Source organism: Candidatus Methylacidiphilales bacterium (genome assembly GCA_028713655.1).
Classification (GTDB): Bacteria; Verrucomicrobiota; Verrucomicrobiia; order Methylacidiphilales; family JAAUTS01; genus JAQTNW01.
This window is the reverse complement of sequence record JAQTNW010000057.1, coordinates 1-17,454: the sequence shown is the minus strand read 5'-3', so window position 1 is coordinate 17,454 and position 17,454 is coordinate 1. Positions and strand designations below refer to the sequence as shown.

Here is a 17,454-nt window from a genome sequence, read left to right as displayed (position 1 = left end):
GCCGTCCTGGATTTTCCATTTTGGAAGTTCTGGTGGCGCTTGCGATCCTGAGCATCATCATGCTGGTCATCCTCAAGATCATCACAGAGACCGGCCGCGCCTGGAAAAGCTCCTCGGCAAAAATCGAGGCGTTCCAAAGCGCGCGCATGGCCTTTGAAACCATGAACCGTTCCCTGGGCCAGGCCACCCTGAACACCTATTACGACTACTACGACGCCACGCGCAACAAACGCACAAACACCAATTCCGCCACATTTGTTCCAGATGTCTATGGGCGCTACTCCGAGTTGCAATTTATTTCCGGAAAAAGCCTCGTCACAACGCCGCGCCAACAAGTGAGCCACTCCGTCTTTTTTCAAACACCCCTGGGTTATAGCGCCAACTCCGGAAGCTATGGGCAACTGGAAGGCCTGCTCAATTCCGTGGGGTTCTATATCGAATTCAACAGCGACCAAGCCGATCGTCCCTCGTTTTTTTCGGCGCTTCCCGGCTCGTCCTCCAAGATCCGTTACCGTTACCGCTTGATGCAGATGCTCCAGCCATCCGAGCAACTTTCCACGTATAGCGTCACCGATACTTCCTGGTTTACCGGTCCGATCAATTCCGGATCGCCGCCGACCCGTTTGCTCGCGGAAAATATCCTCGCCTGTGTCATTTATCCGCATATGCCCGGTGATACCACAGGGACCTCCGCTCCTGCTCCCACACCCGCTCCCATACTGCTGACTGGCGATTACGAATACAACACGCGCGTTGCCTGGACCAGCGGCGCCCAACCACCGACCATGAATCAGCTCCCGCCTCTTGTTGAGGTCGTACTGATCGCTGCGGACGAAATCTCCATGTTGCGCGTGCAGGGTACGAGCACCACGCAACCTTCCCTCGGCTTTGATTATTCCAGTGTTTTCCAAATTCCCGCCAACCTTGACGCGGATATCCAGACCGTCAGCCAGGCGTTAATCAGCAAACACGTCAAATTCCGGGTGTTCCGGAGGGACATCGTCATCCGGCAAGCCCATTGGAGCCAATAAAATGAAAACCAAGCAAGCATCTCCTCCTTTCCAGCGCAGGGAATCACGGCGGGGCATGGCCCTCATCGTCGTGCTGGGCAGCCTGATCTTTTTGTCCGCCCTCCTGCTGGCCTTTTTAAGCAGCGTCAAAACCGAGTTGGTTACCTCAAAGGCGTATGCCGATAACAACGCCGTCAATTCTCTGGTCAACACCTCCGTGAGCATCGTCATGAGCCAGATCCGCCAGGCTAGCACGGCCACCTCCAGTGGAGTTCAGGATTGCTGGACCAGCCAGCCGGGCTTGATCCGGACTTTCACCAATACTGGAACGGCCGACCAGTCGTACAAGCTTTACAGCTCCGGAACCATGCAAATCAGCGGAGCCTTGGATCCTGCTGCGGAGGCCGGCTTGCTGTCCAACTGGTATCAAAAAGCCGCCCTTTACACCGATCTCAACCAGCCGGTCTCGGGTATTTACCCCATTTTGAATCCCGGTGCGTCCCCTACGGTCCAAGGATACAGCGTGACAGGCGCACCCACAACCGCTACGCAGTCCGCCCCAATGCCGGTCCAGTGGCTCTACGTGCTTCGCGATGGCACGCTTATTGCGCCAACTCCGGGCAGTACTTCCGTTTCTGCAACGGTGGTCAGTGCGACAACCAGCAATCCCATCGTGGGCCGCATTGCCTTTTGGACCGATGACGAAAGCTGCAAAGTCAACATCAACACGGCTTCCGAAGGTGAATATTGGGACGTACCGCATTTTAATAATGTGATCGATCAAAATTTGGGGATCTTTCAACCGATTAAAAATGAGTTTCAGGGGTATCCGGGGCACCCGGCCGGCGTCAGTCTTTCGACTGTTTTTCCCAGTCTTGTTTCCGGTTCAGGGGCGGCGCAATTTGATTCCTTCTATAAAACCGCGCCACGTATAGCCAGCGGCGGTTCCCTTAACTTGACTGTAACCGCTTCTACGACTCTCTCACCCGTGATTTTGGATTCGGATCGCCTCTATGACAGTGCGGAAGAACTGATATTCAGCAGTACCTCGAGCAGCAACGTACGGCTAACCAATCCGCAGCCGCTGCCTTCCGGCATCCTACCGCTCACTCAGGACGACATCGAAAAAGCGAAGTTCTTCATCACTGCGCACAGCCGCTCGCCTGAAACCACGCTTTTTGGCACACCCAAGGTTGTTTGCTGGCCGATCAGCTCAACGAATGATACCAATCATCGCAGCGCTTTTGACAGGCTGATTGCGTTTTGCGGCACGGTCAACAACAAGCTCTATTACTTCCAGAGACAGGACAAGGATAGCACCACGAATGATTACATTAATATCCAGCGCAACCAGGATATCTATTCCTATTTGCATACGCTGATGGCCACGAATGTGCCCGGGTTTGGCGGGAATCTGGCAAGCAAATTTGGGGCCGACAGCGACCAGATTCTCACCGAAATCTTCGATTACATCCGCTGCACGAATCTCAACGATATGAATCTTCCCAGCGTCTCTTTCCAGTATGCCGGGGGTACGGGGCCTGATTTTGGAAAGTCCGAGGTGGCCCCCATTACAATCGGCAGCACACGCGGTTTTGGCCGAATCGTCAGCATCGGTGAAGTGGGTTTGTGGCTCATTTGCACGGCGGATCCGCAAGACATAGTTACAGGCGCAGGGCATCCCAATCCCCAAGGCTATCAGAGCAGTAACGATCCCGCCACGAATCTCACACTGGCGGTGGGAACCCCTCTGACCAAAGATGACGTCGCGAACCCCAGGACGAAACAAATCCGCATCGAAGCGGCGTTGATCCTGGAACCGTTCACCCCGATGCAGTCGGAAGTTCCCATGCACTCTGATGTCGAGATTTTGGTCAAAGGATTGGAAAACTGGACTGTCCAAGGCGACGCGGACGTCGGCCCCGTCAATTTCAGTTTTCCCGATATATCCCGGCAGACCTATACCGATGCGGGAATTTTTGAATTGGGAGTCGCCTATTCTTATTTTGGCAAGATGGATGCGGGAGGTAATTTCGGAACAAACTGGGCCTTGTGGGGACGCCAAATTCGGCAGCGCAATTTTGGCAGCACTGGCCGCCTCGCGAAAGATCCCTCTTTCTCCACTTATCTCGGACCGCCTAGCTCGGTGATGAACCGGCAATATCCCTTTGTCAGCGAACCGGTCACCATCAACGTCAGGCAAATCGCCCCCCCTCCGCCTGCCAGGCCTCTTATCTTGCCCACCCTGACTTTTACCGGGACTCCGATCACCATTACCATCCGGAAAAGACTTCCCGACCCTGTAACAGGCATCCAAACGGTTATCCAAACCCTAAACCTTAGTTTTCCGGCGACCGCTGCGCCTGCTCCTGTTCTACCTACCGGCTTCGCTTGGACCTTTCAGGCACGCGGATGCGGGGTTGGGCCTAGCGCTAATAGCGGACGATTCAACCCGCCGTCGGCGGCCGGGTCAGCCCCTCCGCTCGTCGACAGGAATAACGATGTCATCTATTCCCTGGTTGCGGCGCAGGGAAGCCCCGCGCAAACGTTGGATCCCCGGTTTATCGCCATGTCGCAGACGGTTTCAGCCGGAATGTTCAGCGTGCATCCCAACGCTGATGGCATTAAACATTTTGCGCATTCCATCATTTCCGATCCTGCAAGCGGCATGGGGGGCATAAGCAATGTCAACGGCAATACAGGGACCTTGGCGAATCTTGGACCGGGAAATTTCTATCCCTGGTCTTTTGTGCCCTGTCCCAAGGTTCCCTGCCCGGCGGCAGCGGCGATCGCCAATGGAGATTGGGATAATGGCGTGGGAAATCTGATGGACGGTGGTTATTTGAATGCACCCGAGCAGGGCGATATCGTATCGTCCGTATCGAATGGGACTCCCTACTATTCGCCCCAAAATGTCGCCAACACCAACTTTACCTCTCCGAGCCGCATGATACCCTCACCGGGCATGTTTGGTTCGTTGCCGACCGGTTTCAAACGCAACCAGGGTTGGCAGACTCTTCTTTTCCGCCGCCAGCCCGGCCATCCGGATTATCCCGGGCCTGCCGGAGCATTCATCAATAATCCCGATTACTTGATGATGGATCTGTTCTGGATGCCCGTGGTGGAGCCCTATGCCATCAGTGAACCGCTTTCGACAGCGGGCAAGATCAACATGAATTACCAGATTGTGCCCTTCACCTACATCGAACGCAGCACCGGGCTGTATGCCGTACTCAAACACGAAAAAGTCATCTCGGTGCCAACGACGGATTACAATGGAGCCTATAAAAATATCTATTCCACTATTGACCCTAATAAAAACTACCGCCGGGATGTTAAAATCCCGGAGACCCTGACGCAGTTCCAGCAGCGCTTCAGCGGTGCCGACGGCGCCAAAGACCCTAATGGCCAACCTTTTTACGCCTTCCGCACCCCATCCGAAATTTGCGACATGCACATCATCCCCGACGATGCTTCGCCCAGCACGACTTCCAAGTCGTCGTTGGACGGAGCCATGGCCACATACTGGGCAAGCCATGCACTTACGGGTGACAATACACGGGAGCGGATCTACACCACGCTGTATCCGCGCCTAACAACACGGTCGAACACTTTCCGCGTTCACTATCGTGTTCAGACCTTGAAGAAGCGTCCAAACTCGACCGTTAACCAATGGACCGAGGGGAACGACTTTGTCACCGGTGAGGGCAGGGGTTCCGTGCTCTTCGAGCGTTATATTGATGTAAACGACACTGCCCATCCCCTGCCGGATTACGCGACGAACTCCGGCGCGGCCTCCCTGGAAACCTACTATCAATTCCGCGTTATCAGCGTCAATCGATTTGATCCCTGAAACGGGAATGCCGAAAATGCGGGCTCTTGTAACCTGGATGTCGCTCGGAAGCGTGTGAAACATCCGGGTTGGAGGCTCCCAAATTTGTTTGCCTCCCATCGTGACTCGGTAGTAATATCCTTCCCCTTTAAAGGCCCCGGTAGCTCAATGGTAGAGCAGTTGACTCTTAATCAATTGGTTGAAGGTTCGAGTCCTTCCCGAGGCACAAAGTTTTTGATGAATTCTTCCACCCCGGCTTTGACGGCGGTGATGTGGGCGTCCACACGCTGTTCCAACGGTTGGGAACTCGGCGTTTCAAAAGTACAGGACAGCACCGCGCAATGCTTCACATGAAAAATCGCTTCCGGCCAGGTTTCCCGTTCATCCGACTCCGGCGGATGATAAATATATCCGGGAGCGCTCACAGGATGTCCATCCAGGATGTTTTTGGTTTCAATTTCCATCCCGTGCTTTACAGCTTCCAGTACCGCAGGCCCGATGCAGGGCCGTGTCGAGGTGTTGATTTCATACAGATAAAAGCCCGTGGTTTCCCAGTCTTCGTGCAGGGACAGCGCCGCATGCTGCGGTGGCTGGGATTCGATCCAGGCGCGGTGCGAGCGAATTTCCGCTGTTTTGGGATGTCGGTACTCGCGATTGAGATCGATGCCGTCCGCATTTTCCCTCGTGCCGCGCTCCAGGCCTGTGGGGTTTAGCAGGGGGCAAATGAACCAGGATGCCCGGCTGTCAAAAAATCCGTCCCGCAGAAGCTGCAGCAAGGCCAGCACACCGGCCGGTTCATCCCCGTGGATGCCCGATGAAAAATAGATCCGCGGCTTGTCCGGGATCTGACGGGTAAACGCGCGCAGGGGATGGCCGTTGACGTTTCCATATTCGTGGCAGACGAACTTTTGATCCGCAGCCAGAGCTTGAAATTCAGACGAAAGTGAACGGACATCCATATCGAAAACTAAATCACAGATTGTTTTCGTGCAAGAGTGGCGGAAATTCAGGAAGCAAATTTTAACGCAAAGGGCACAAGACGCCAAGGCGCAGGAGCACATTTTCAACCTCAGATGAACACTGATATTGGGGAGCTTAAAACATAAAACTTAAGACTTTAAACTTGAATTGAACCACGAACAACACGAAAGCCACGAAAGGAGTGAGGAGGGAAATGGAAAATTCAGAATGCGGTTCAATTCTACATTCTGCATTTCCTTTGTGCTTTAGCCCGGATGTTTCACACGCTTCTGAAAACCTCAGCAAAGTGTCCTGCTCCAAAGTGTGGCAGGAACTGGGGTGCAGGAACATCCGGGTTACAAGCAAAACCGCCTGAATGGGTATTTTGTTTTGATTTTTGAATTGGAACTGCCTTATTTGGAGGCGGTTTTGCAATAACCTGCATATGCCCAGTACGTATCTTTCCGCTGTTACGTCCCGGCGCTAACAGGTTGACCATTGAAATGAGTATGAAATATGCAGGTTAGCGGTGGACGTGGCCTCCAACGTTCCGGCAATGGACAAAACAGGCATGACTCCAAGTGGGATGCTTTCTGAGAGTTTGCCAATCCTGTATCAGGGGGTCAGACCTAGAAAATTGAATCGATCTCATGAATGGAGTCAACTCCGATGGTCAAATCCGCTTCATGCCAGCTCCGTGAGGAGTCTGGAACACGCGCGACGAGTGTTGGAGTTGCCTTTCGATTGTCCCAAATAACGCTTTAGGAATCACGCAAATGCAAAACCACCGGGCAACATGCCGGGTTTTGTCTAAGTTGTTAGGATAAGGGCAAAAGAACCTTTCCGGCAGGATGCCGGAAAGTGCGGGCGGGACGCCCGCGCTCCTGTAAGACAAAACAATTTACGTTCCTGCGTCTTTGCGTGCGACGCTGGCGCATTGCGACTTCCGCTCGCGATGCATGTCGGAGTTGCGTTAAAAACTCCGTGATCTCTTTGGCTCAGCGGGAGAAGTCGGCTTTTAAGGGACGAGACGGCGCCCGTCCCTCCAATTTCATCCGAGAAAATTAATCAAGGCACTGCCGCTGTCTTTTGCTCTGCAGGCGCGGCTTTGTTCGTCTTGATATAGGCGTTGAATTGATCGACCGGCTTGACGGACAGGACCCCTTTCATCAGGCTGTGACCTGCGCCGCAAAGCTGCCCGCACATAATGTCGTGAATAGGGTCAACTCCGATAGCCATCGCGAGTGAACTCCGATAGCAATCGCGAGCATTTAAGCGGAGGGCTATCCACTTTGAACTTTCGGCGCTTTCTGAATTCAAAATTCAGCATTCATCATTTTCTTCCGGCTTGCCACCGCACTCCATATCCGTCCTTTCTCGTCCAGTTTATCCCCGTTAATCCTGTTGAAACATGTTTTGTGCTGCTTTCCCATCCGTGTTAATGTCCTCTTGATCCATGTTTGAAATCAAAGAAAAGCCGAAAATGGTCGAAAGCGCGGTTCTCGTGGGCATGTACACGGGCGCGGACGACAAGCAGGAGGCGCAAAGCCTGCTGGATGAACTGGGAGAACTGACCTGCACCCTCGGAATTCCGATCGCCGAAAGCCTGCTGGTGAATGTGCGGGAACCTCACGCCCGCCTGTATATGGGCTCCGGCAAGGCGGAGGAAATTGCGGCGCGCGCCCGTGAGCTCAAGTCTGACGTCATTATTTTCGACAATGACCTGTCGCCCGCCCAGCAGCGCAACTGGGAAACCCTGTCCAAACTGGCCGTGATCGACCGGCAGGAGGTCATTCTGGACATCTTTGGCAAACGCGCGCAAACGCGAGAGGCGCGGTTGCAGGTGCAACTGGCCCGGCTGGAATACAGCCTGCCGCGTCTGACACGCGCCTGGAGCCATTTTGGGCAACAGGCCGGCGGCATCGGCGGCAAGGGCGAGGGCGAAACGCAGTTGGAAATCGACCGCCGCCTGATGCGCAAACACATCGAGCGCTTGAAGCGCGAGCTCATCGAAGTCAAACGGAGCCGCGCCACCCAGCGGAAGGAACGCAAGCGCGTCCCGGTACCGAACGCCGCCATTGTCGGGTACACCAATGCGGGCAAATCCTCCCTGTTGCGATTGCTGACAGGCGCGCAGGTGCTGGTGGAGGACAAACTGTTTGCCACGCTTGACACCACCACACGCCGCGTTTCCCTGCCGAACAACCAGCCGCTGCTTTTGACCGACACGGTCGGGTTTGTGCGCAAATTGCCGCACCGCCTGATCGAGGCTTTTAACGCCACGCTGGAGGAATCGGTCCAGGCCGATTTTTTGATCCATGTCCTGGATTGCAGCCATCCGCGGGTCGCCGAATTTCACGCGACCACCCTGCGGGTCTTGGAAGAACTGGGCGCCGGCGACAAACCCAGCCTGACTCTCTTGAACAAGGCCGACAAACTGCCGGAACCGGCGGACCGCAAGGCCCTGCTCCGGAACTTTCCCGACGCCTTGTTCATTTCCATACTCAACGGTGAGGGGATTGAAGAATTGAAACACCGGATGGCAGGCCTGGTGGGCGGCAATACCCAAGTGGTGACGCTGAATATCCCGCAGTCGGAATCCTCCCTCATTGCCCGGCTGCATCGTGAGGCGAAAATTCTGTCCACGGAATATGCGGAAAATGATGTCCACATGAGCGTGCTGGCGTCGAGCCGCTTGTTGCAGGATTTTTCGCAGTATGTCGTGCCCGAACGGAAAAAGGCGCGCGTCTTAACGCCAAAACGCAAAACTGGAACAGGGTTAGCCGCGAAAATGCGCAAAACTCGCAAAAGTGGATAAAACAAATTTATTACACAAAAGCCGAAAGTTTAAATTTGGAATCCATGCTTAAAAATTCCTTCCTTTGCGTCTCAGCGCCTTATGCCCTTGGCGTTAAATGCTTGTTTCGGAGCTGTGGGAAATCACATCAGGTTTGCGGCCACTTCGGCCATGAGGCTGCGCTCGCCCTTGAACAGGTTGATGTGGCTCATGAAGCTCTGCCCCTGCAATCGGTTCCTCGTATAGACCAACCCGTTGGTGTGGGCGTCCACGTAGGGATTGTCGATCTGCGCAAGGTCGCCGATCAGGATCAGCTTGCTGCCCTTCCCCATGCGGGTGACGAGGGTCTTGGCTTCGTGCGGAGTGAGTTGCTGGGCTTCGTCCACAATGAAGATGGAATTCGGAATGGAGCGCCCGCGGATATGGGCGATGGCCTCGATCTCGATCGTGCCGTTTAGCAACAGCGGCTCGTAAGGACGCGCCTGGCGCCCGTTCATGTTGATCGCGCCGTTCCCATTCCCGTTTCCATTGGAATGCGATTCAAAGTGGCTGTTCCCGTTTTGGGATTGTTTGCGGTCGCTTTGCCGTTTGCCCTCAAACTGCTCGGGTTTTTTCGGCTTGGAAAGGAGAAGCTCCAGCGCGTCGTACGTCGGCTGGACCCAGGGCTGCATTTTTTCCTCCTTGGTCCCGGGTAGGAACCCGATGTCGCGCCCCGTGGGCATGATCACGCGCGTGATGAGCATTTTGTCGTAGTCCCCGTTTTGAACCTGCTGCAGCGCGGCTCCGACCGAAAGCAGGGTTTTGCCCGTTCCGGCCTTCCCATAGACGGTGATCAGGGCGATCTCGGGGTCGAAAAGCGCATCGAGGAAGAAGCGTTGTCCGAGATTGGCGGCTTTGAAGTAGCGCCCGCCGCGGATTGAAATAAAGTCGGTTCCCAATCTTCGGAAAACTCCGTCGGCCATGTGGCGCGCAGGAATGCCGTGGGTTTGGTCCTCCTTGTTGCGCAGCAGAACATACTGGTTGGGCAGCATGTTTTTTCCGGTTGTGAGCTGGATTTCGCCCTGGCTGGCATACGCCTGAAGGCGGTGGGCATCGACTTCAATGGCCTCGTAGTCCTCGGTGTTGGCCTGCTTGGCCGTGCGGCGGATGTCGGAATCCTCCACGCGGTCCGTCCGGTAATCCTGCACCTCGATCCCCAGGGCCTTGGCCTTGAGCTGCATGTTCAGGTCCTTGGTGACCAGGATCGTCGGCGGTTGCGCGGTGTCGGCAATGTAGGCGGCGGTGGCGAGTATTCGATTGTCAGGCAGGGAAAGGTCCGGGAAGAGCGTTTTGAGCAGCCGAAAGCGCGGGGACTCGGCGGTCAGCACCCATTTGTCATCCACAAAGCTGACCTGTCGGTTGATGGCGACACGGATTCGCCCGCCGTTTTCCAGGCTGACGCCGCTTTGCATGTCGCGCGAGGTTTTGAATATCCGGGAGAGATGGCGGTGGACTTCGCGCGCGTTGGCCCCGCGGGTGGTGGACTCGGACTTGAAGCGGTCGAGCTCTTCGAGCACCTCAACCGGGATCCAGATGATGTTGTCCTCAAACTCGAAGATCGAGTTGGGATCGTGGATCAGGACATTGGTATCGAGAACGTATTGTTTCACCCTGCTGCGGGCCTGGGTCCGCTTGGGGGTCCTGGAAGATCTGGCAATGGCCGGGCGCGTCATCTTGGATTAGTCAGTCAATAATCGGTCTGTTGATTGTTAATTAACGCCACTTTGGCTTTGGTACAAGCAAAGAATAAAAATATTTTAAAAAATATTCCAAGTTGCGGCATCACAGAGGGTTATCTATGGCCGGTAAATGTGGCAGGAATGCGGCGGATTTGTACCCATTCCGTGACCCAACCCCATACCTGAAATACAAGAACCGCTTTTTTTACAGGAAAATCGCGAAGGGAAATGATGAATGCAGAATTTTGAATTCGGAACACAAGTTCTGCCACAAGAGAACTCAAAGAACACAAATTGCGCCTTTGCGCACCACGGCGAGTCCGTCCTGTGGCGGACGTGCGCCGCGGGCGCATGGCGGCTTGGCGTTAAATGTTTTGTTTGTACCAGTTGATCAAGCCGTTGGTGGAGCTGTCGTGTGACGTGACGGCCGCGGCGCCTTTGAGTTCCGGCAGGATTTTTTTGGCGAGTTGTTTGCCCAGCTCCACGCCCCATTGGTCGAAGGAGTTGATTTCCCAGATGATGCCCTGGACAAAAATCTTGTGCTCATACATCGCGATCAGCGAGCCCAGCGTTCGGGGCGTCAGTTTTTTGAAGAAGATGGAGTTGGTGGGGCGGTTGCCTTCGAACACCTTGTGAGGAACCAGGGCTTCCAGTTTTTCACCGGAAAGGCCTTCCTTTTCCAATTCGGCGCGCACCTCGGCTTCGGTCTTGCCTTTCATGAGCGCCTCGGTCTGCGCAAAAAAGTTCGAGAGCAGGATCGCATGGTGTTCGCCGATTGGGTTGAGTGTATGGACAGGCGCAAGGAAGTCGCAGGGGACCAGCTTCGCGCCCTGATGGATCAGTTGATAAAAGGCGTGCTGGCCGTTGGTGCCGGGCTCGCCCCAAATGACCGGGCCGGTGGAATAATCCGCGCGTTTGCCGGATCGATTGACCGTCTTGCCGTTGCTTTCCATGTCGCCCTGTTGGAAATACGCCGGGAAGCGGTGCATATATTGGTCGTACGGCAGGATGGCGTGGGTGTCGGCGCCCTGGAAATTATTGTACCAGATTCCGAGCAGGCCGAGGGTGACGGGCAGGTTTTTTTCAAACGGAGCGGTGCGGAAATGCTCGTCCATGGCGTGGGCTCCATCCAGCAATTCCTCGAAAGCGTCCATGCCGACGCAGAGGGCGATGGACAGGCCGATGGCCGACCAAAGCGAGTAGCGGCCCCCGACCCAGTCCCAGAAGCCGAACATATTGGCGGGGTCGATGCCGAACTTGCGCACCTCCGCCTCATTGGTGGAAAGGGCCACAAAATGTTTCGCCACGGCTTTTTCATCCCCGGCCGATTTCAGGAACCAGTCCTTGGCCGACTGCGCGTTGGTCAGGGTTTCCTGGGTGGTGAAAGTCTTGGACGCCACGATGAAAAGGGTTGTTTCGGGCGAGAGCGGTTTCAGCGTTTCGACGATGTGGGTGCCATCGACGTTGGAAACAAAATGCGAGCGCAAGCGGGGGGAGGCGTAGGCTTTGAGCGCTTCGGTGACCATGACGGGGCCGAGGTCGGAGCCGCCGATGCCGATGTTGACCACGTCTGTGATGGCCTTGCCGGTGTGGCCTTTCCATGCGCCCTGGCGTACCGATTCCGTGAATTCGCGCATGTGTTTGAGCACCGCATTCACCTCCGGCATTACATCCCGTCCATCCACCAGAATGGGGTGATTGGAACGATTACGGAGGGCGATGTGAAGGACAGCCCGGTTTTCCGTGAAATTGATTTTTTCGCCACGGAACATTTTTTCGATCCACTGCTCCAATCCGGCGCTTTGGGCGAGCTGTCGAAGGAGTAGGGGAGTTTCCGCCGTAATGCGGTTCTTCGAAAAATCCAGGAGAATGTCCTCAAACTGCAGGGAAAATTTTTCGAACCGTTGCGCGTCCTGGGCGAAGAGCTCGCGCATCTGAAGCGGGGCGGTTTGTTTTTGGTGGTGTTCGAGGGCCTTCCAGGCGGGGGATTCGGTGAGTGCGGACATGGAACCAGTTTTCAGTTTAGGGACGAAAGTTTCAAGCGTTCAGTTGAGAAAAATACATTTTCGCGCCGCAAAGCTCGCAAAGGTAAATTTTCCACATTCCACGTTTTCCTTGGGTAGCTTGCGTTGAACCCATCCAAAACGTTGACGCTTGCGGCATTGTTGGCCATTCTTGCGTTTTGTGAAACTTTCCAAAAAGAGCGAATACGGTGTGCGCGCACTGGTCGAAATCGCCCTCCGCTCCCAGGCGGGCAGCGAATGGCACCAGATTTCCCAAATCGCCGACACCACCCGCATCCCGGAGAAATTCCTGGAGCAAATCCTTTTGGTGATGAAAAACGGCGGGTTGCTGAAAAGCAGGCGCGGCATCGAGGGCGGCTATGCCCTGAATACGGCGCCCGAACAAATCCATTTGGACCAAATTGTCGCGTTGCTGGACGGTTTTGGGCAGACAGAAGGCGGTTCCACGGCTGGGATGGATGATACCAGCAGGGTTTTTCACAGCCTTGTTGCGGAAGCGCAGACGGCGGCGCAGGCGGTTTTGCAGAAGGTCACTTTGTCCAGGCTGGTGGCACAGGTGCGCGTCCTGCGGTCCAGCACCAACGAATCCCTCGAATACCACATTTAACCGTAATCCCATGAGCTACGTACCCGACATTGCAGCCCGCGTCCCCGGCATTGATTTTTCCAATGAAGAAATCAAGCGTTACAGCCGGCACCTGATCATGCCCGAGGTGACCCTCGAAGGACAAAAACGGCTCAAGGCGGCCCGGGTGCTGGTCATCGGCACCGGCGGCCTGGGTTCTCCGTTGTTAGCCTATCTGGCGGCGGCTGGCATCGGCCGGATCGGCATTGTCGATTTCGACCGCGTCGATACCTCGAATCTGCAACGCCAGATCATCCACCGGACGTCCAGCGTCGGCAAACCCAAGGTGCAATCCGCGCTCGAAGCCATGCGGGACATTAACCCGCATGTCGATGTCGTGCCCTATGAAATCGCCCTGCGTTCGGAAAACACGATGGAGCTGTTCAAGGAATATGATGTGATCGTGGACGGCACGGACAACTTCGCCACACGTTACCTGACAAATGATGCCTGTGTCTTGTTAGGCAAGCCGAATGTGTACGGCAGCATTTTCCGTTTCGACGGACAGGTGACCGTTTTCTGGTCGGAAAAGGGCCCCTGCTACCGATGCCTGTATCCCGAACCGCCCGATCCCGGCCTGGTGCCCACCTGTGCCGAGGGCGGAGTACTCGGCGTGCTGCCCGGCGTCATCGGAGTGATGCAGGCCATCGAAACCGTGAAGCTTGTCGTTGGAATCGGCGATCTGGCCGTGGGCCGCCTGCTCTTGTTTGACGCGCTCAAAATGAAGCTGCGGGAAATGAGGATACGCAAGGACCCGACCTGCCCGATCTGCGGGCCCAACGCCCACATCAAGGAGCTGGTGGATTACGACCAGTTTTGCGGCACCGCGCCGGTTGACGCTCCGGTAAAGAAAAATCTGGCGATTCCTGAAATCGCGCCGCGCGAACTCAAGGCCAGGCTGGATCGTGGCGAAGACGTGGTGGTGCTGGATGTCCGGGAACCGCATGAAATCGCGATTTGCGCGATTCCCAAGTCTCTGCCCATTCCGGTCGGGGACCTGCCCAAGCGGATGCACGAGTTGGATACGGCAAAAGAGATCGTCATTTATTGCAAGGGCGAAATCCGGACCGCACAGGCGTTTCGGATTTTGCAACAGGCGGGTTTCCAGAAGCTGAAGGCGCTGGAAGGCGGCATCGAAGGCTGGGCGGAAGATGTTGATCCTTCCATGCCGACTTACTGATATTTTAAATCTCAAATTCGAGATTTGAAATTCACGCCCTTGAAGCCAGATACTGTAAAATCATTTCAGCCGAGCGGGCTCCGCTGCCCAGGTTTTCGCGGAAAAGATCCTGCGCCTTTTGGCCCGCCATCCGGCGTTTTGCGGCGTCCGCCAGCAGGATCGTAAAAATATTCGCCAGCTCGCCGCGGTCTTTCACCTGGATCAGCGCGTTTTCCCGGACAAAGTACTCCGCCAGGCGCGAGAAATTTTGCATGTTTGGCCCCACCACCACCGGACGCCCGGCCCGGGCGGCTTCGATAAAATTCTGGCCGCCTTTGCCTACCAAGCTTTTGCCGATGAAGTTTATGGTCCCCAGATCGTAGATCGACCGCAGTTCGCCCGTTGTGTCCAGCAACAGTACATCGATCGGAGCTGCAGGCGGTTTTTCCGGTTCCAGGCGGCTGCGGCGAACCGCCAGAAAACCGCATTCGGCGCAAAGTTGCGCCACGCTCCGGGTCCGTTCCACGTGGCGCGGAGCCAGCAACAGGCGCAATCCCGGATATTGCTTTTTTAAATCGGAGAATATCTCCAGTAAAACACGTTCCTCTCCGGGGTGCGTGCTGCCCCCGAGCAAAATCATTTCGTCGTCCTTCCAGTTCGCCGCTTTGCGAATCTGTCCGCTCAGCCCCGCGTCAAAGCTGGCGAGTTCCGCCACGTCAAACTTCATGCTGCCCACGTAAAAAATCGCATGGGCCGGAAAGCCGGCATCCGCGAGGCGCCGGACATCCGGGCGGTCCTGCGCCGCGACGAAGGAAAGTTTTTTCAAAACCGGCTCGGTGAGCCAGCGAAAACGGCGGAAACGGTTCCAGGAACGATCGGAAAGCCTGGCGTTCAAAAGCCATACGGGTGCGTTGTGTTTTTCGGCCTGCCAGAGATAGTTGGCCCAGATTTCCTGTTCCATTAAAACCAGGATGCTGGGCTTAATGCAGCGAAAGGCCTGGGCCACGAAAAAATAAAAATCCACCGGGTTGTACAAAAGGACAAGGTTCGCATCGACCAGTTTTTCGCCCACCTGGCGGCCCGTTGAGGTGGTGGTGGTGATGACAACTGGAAAATCCGGCCGGTTTCTGCGGAGCTCCCGCACGAGCACGGTGGCCAGCATCATCTCGCCCACGCTGACCGCATGAATCCAGACCGGATCTTTCAGGGAAGCCAGCTTTTGTTTTACGTCGCTCGAATACAAGCCGAGCCGTTCACCAAACGCCTGAAACAAGCGCCCCCGCCGCCACATGTGGCAGATATAATAGGGGCAGGTAACCAGAAAGACGGCCAGAAAGACAATGTTATACAGGTACCGGAACATAAAGATGACCATCATGCCGATCCGGTGCGCGGCTTCAAGCACAGGTGTTGGCCTTCAACAGGGTTTGGGCAAAAGACACCACGGAAATTATTTTACAGGAAGATCGCGGAGGAAAATGAAGAACGTTGAATGCAGAATTTTGAATAATTCCTAATTCTTAATTCAGACTTCTGAGTTCCATCATTTTTCCAGGCCGATTTTGGCGCTAAGAATGCGATGGAGTTTGCCGACCCGCTCGACCTGGCCCTTGGCGGCGAAGCGCTCGTAGAAGCCTTCATCGCGAAAATCCCGGATCATTTCACTCCACGGCTGGAGGCGGTCCAGCCAGCGTTTGTCGCGACCGTCCTCGGGGCTGGCATCCTTGGCCGCCAAGGCGGCGCAGACGCGGACCATCGCCTTGAGCGTGACCGATTTGGTGACATGATATTTCGGATTGCCCCAAGCTTCGCCCCAGGCGTTGCGAGCGGCTTTGAAAAATTCCTGCAGGATGCGGTAATGGCGTTCGACGGTGCGGGCATTGGCCCCGTCTTTTTCGATTTTGGTCCAGGTTTTTTGGATCCAACGATGGACTTCGTTGAAAAGTTCGGCCTGCATGATCCACTTGTCCTGTTTGCTCCGGTTGCCCAGGCGGTTGATGCGGTATTGCAGGGGGCTGTCGTCCTGATTGTAGAGTTTTTCGACCAGTTTGGCCGCAAAGCGCTTGTCCGGCTTTTCCCAGGAAACGCGTTCGTACAAATCCACCAAGTGGCTTTTGTTGATGCGTGTGGTGGTGGAATTGATGATAACGAACATTTCAGCCGCGAAGTCCTCGCTCTGGCCGTCAAAAATGATGCAGGGCACGTAAATCGACTTGGCTTCGCCGGGGTGGGTGCGGAAATAAAATTCGAGGGCTGCCAGGCGATGCTGACCGTCGATGATGAGGTATTTGTCGGCAGGTTCGCGCAGGTTGCCGACGTTTTGGAACTGGCCCAAAGGCTCGAATTCGAGGGCCTGTGGCGTGAACAGTAGCACGGTCCCGGGGATGGGAGGCTGGGTCACAGCCGTTTCGTAAAAATTTCGAATGGATTTGATTTTACCCTTGGACATCTGGCGCTGGAAGGCGGCGTCATTCTTTTCGATGCGCTCGATGAAACGTCCAACCTCGTCATCTTCGGTCACTTCCTCGGGGCGGATGGGAGCTTCGCCTTCCGCATAAAAGCGGCTGATGAACCGCACCTTGGATAGGATGTCCTCGCAGGTGTAGGAAACGAAGTAGAACCGTGCGTCTTTTTGGCGGATTTGGGTGGCGATCATAACAAGCTGATAGCATGCACGAGAGGGGGCGGACGTCAATGATCGATGCGGTGAGCTTGGGGACGTTGAAGAGAGAATCGGAAGGGTTGGAGCCGGGAAAAAAGGGGAAGGGGCGGATACAGCGACGATTGGACCGGCAAGAATTAGCAAGCAAATTAAATAATTAAGATAAGCGAAGTAAAAATACTATTAATTTTGTTAATGATACTTGATTTCCGGTATAAGCTTATTATCATTAGCTTTCGCTTTGATAAGAAAAAGAGTCGATTTGAAAGGTTTTATGAAAATACAGAGTTCTCATCATCGTTCCCTCATTCCCTGTTGCAGTATGTTATTGGCGCTTGCCGTCGCAGCCTGGCCCTCTGTCGGCCATGCCGCCGACACCGACCTGGCCTTACCCACTGTACGAGATAGAATCTTTCACTTTCCCGGTTTTGCGCTGTCGAGCGAACAAATTTTGAGCCTGGGCCTCCTCGTATGCCTGTTGGGGGTTGCTTTTGGTGTTTATGAATACGGTAAGCTCAAGGCGTTGCCTGCGCACAAGAGTATGCTGGACATATCGACCTTGATTTACAGCACCTGCCGCACCTACCTCTTTTAGCAGGGCAAAATGCTTCTCGGCCTGGAGATTTTGATTGGCGCGACCATGGCGTATTATTTCGGATTTTTGAAG

Annotated in this window: 12 protein-coding genes and 1 tRNA gene; 7 read left to right on the top strand and 6 right to left on the bottom strand. The window is 55.0% G+C overall.

Features of this window, described 5'->3' with window-relative positions; genetic code table 11:
- From comGE to PHD76_14010, 3 genes are all read left to right on the top strand, one after another.
- The coding region (gene comGE / locus PHD76_14020) for a competence system putative prepilin ComGE (GenBank protein MDD5262956.1) at positions 1-1,031 on the top strand (1,031 nt) is incomplete at its 5' end.
- A 1-nt stretch (position 1,032) separates the two neighbouring features.
- Complete coding sequence (gene vccA / locus PHD76_14015) at positions 1,033-4,863, top strand: Verru_Chthon cassette protein A (protein ID MDD5262955.1); 3,831 nt, start codon at positions 1,033-1,035, stop codon at positions 4,861-4,863.
- 133 nt (positions 4,864-4,996) lie between these two features.
- A tRNA-Lys gene (locus tag PHD76_14010) sits at positions 4,997-5,068 on the top strand.
- On the opposite strand, the gene PHD76_14005 is transcribed toward PHD76_14010, so the two are convergent.
- Positions 5,034-5,801, bottom strand: coding sequence for a M14 family metallocarboxypeptidase (locus tag PHD76_14005; protein ID MDD5262954.1), 768 nt, complete (start codon positions 5,799-5,801; stop codon positions 5,034-5,036). The genes PHD76_14010 and PHD76_14005 overlap by 35 nt on opposite strands.
- A 1,069-nt stretch (positions 5,802-6,870) precedes the next feature.
- Complete coding sequence (locus PHD76_14000; protein MDD5262953.1) at positions 6,871-7,041, bottom strand: hypothetical protein; 171 nt, start codon at positions 7,039-7,041, stop codon at positions 6,871-6,873.
- A 217-nt stretch (positions 7,042-7,258) separates the two neighbouring features.
- On the opposite strand from PHD76_14000, the gene hflX reads away from it, so the two are divergent.
- Entirely contained in the window at positions 7,259-8,620 is a 1,362-nt protein-coding gene (gene hflX / locus PHD76_13995; protein MDD5262952.1) for a GTPase HflX, read from the top strand.
- A 122-nt stretch (positions 8,621-8,742) separates the two neighbouring features.
- Here hflX and PHD76_13990 read toward each other — a convergent pair whose 3' ends face one another.
- On the bottom strand, positions 8,743-10,311 hold the full coding sequence (locus tag PHD76_13990) for a PhoH family protein (GenBank protein ID MDD5262951.1): 1,569 nt from the start codon (positions 10,309-10,311) through the stop codon (positions 8,743-8,745).
- Positions 10,312-10,682: 371 nt separating this feature from the next.
- A complete protein-coding gene (gene pgi / locus PHD76_13985; GenBank protein MDD5262950.1) occupies positions 10,683-12,323 on the bottom strand; it encodes a glucose-6-phosphate isomerase in 1,641 nt (546 codons plus the stop codon).
- 178 nt (positions 12,324-12,501) lie between these two features.
- Between pgi and PHD76_13980 the strand changes: the two genes are divergently transcribed.
- Both PHD76_13980 and moeB read left to right on the top strand, forming a co-directional pair.
- Entirely contained in the window at positions 12,502-12,948 is a 447-nt protein-coding gene (locus PHD76_13980; protein ID MDD5262949.1) for an Rrf2 family transcriptional regulator, read from the top strand.
- A gap of 10 nt (positions 12,949-12,958) precedes the next feature.
- On the top strand, positions 12,959-14,146 hold the full coding sequence (gene moeB, locus PHD76_13975; GenBank protein MDD5262948.1) for a molybdopterin-synthase adenylyltransferase MoeB: 1,188 nt from the start codon (positions 12,959-12,961) through the stop codon (positions 14,144-14,146).
- A gap of 31 nt (positions 14,147-14,177) precedes the next feature.
- Here the strand turns inward: moeB and PHD76_13970 are convergent, their stop codons facing one another.
- Positions 14,178-15,488 carry a 3-deoxy-D-manno-octulosonic acid transferase gene (locus PHD76_13970; GenBank protein MDD5262947.1) on the bottom strand — a complete coding sequence of 437 codons (1,311 nt, stop codon included), beginning with the start codon at positions 15,486-15,488 and terminating at the stop codon, positions 14,178-14,180.
- A 180-nt stretch (positions 15,489-15,668) separates the two neighbouring features.
- Positions 15,669-16,781, bottom strand: coding sequence for a DGQHR domain-containing protein (locus PHD76_13965; protein MDD5262946.1), 1,113 nt, complete (start codon positions 16,779-16,781; stop codon positions 15,669-15,671).
- Between the two features lie 280 nt (positions 16,782-17,061).
- On the opposite strand from PHD76_13965, the gene PHD76_13960 reads away from it, so the two are divergent.
- On the top strand, positions 17,062-17,382 hold the full coding sequence (locus PHD76_13960) for a hypothetical protein (protein MDD5262945.1): 321 nt from the start codon (positions 17,062-17,064) through the stop codon (positions 17,380-17,382).
- The last annotated feature ends 72 nt before the right edge of the window (positions 17,383-17,454 follow it).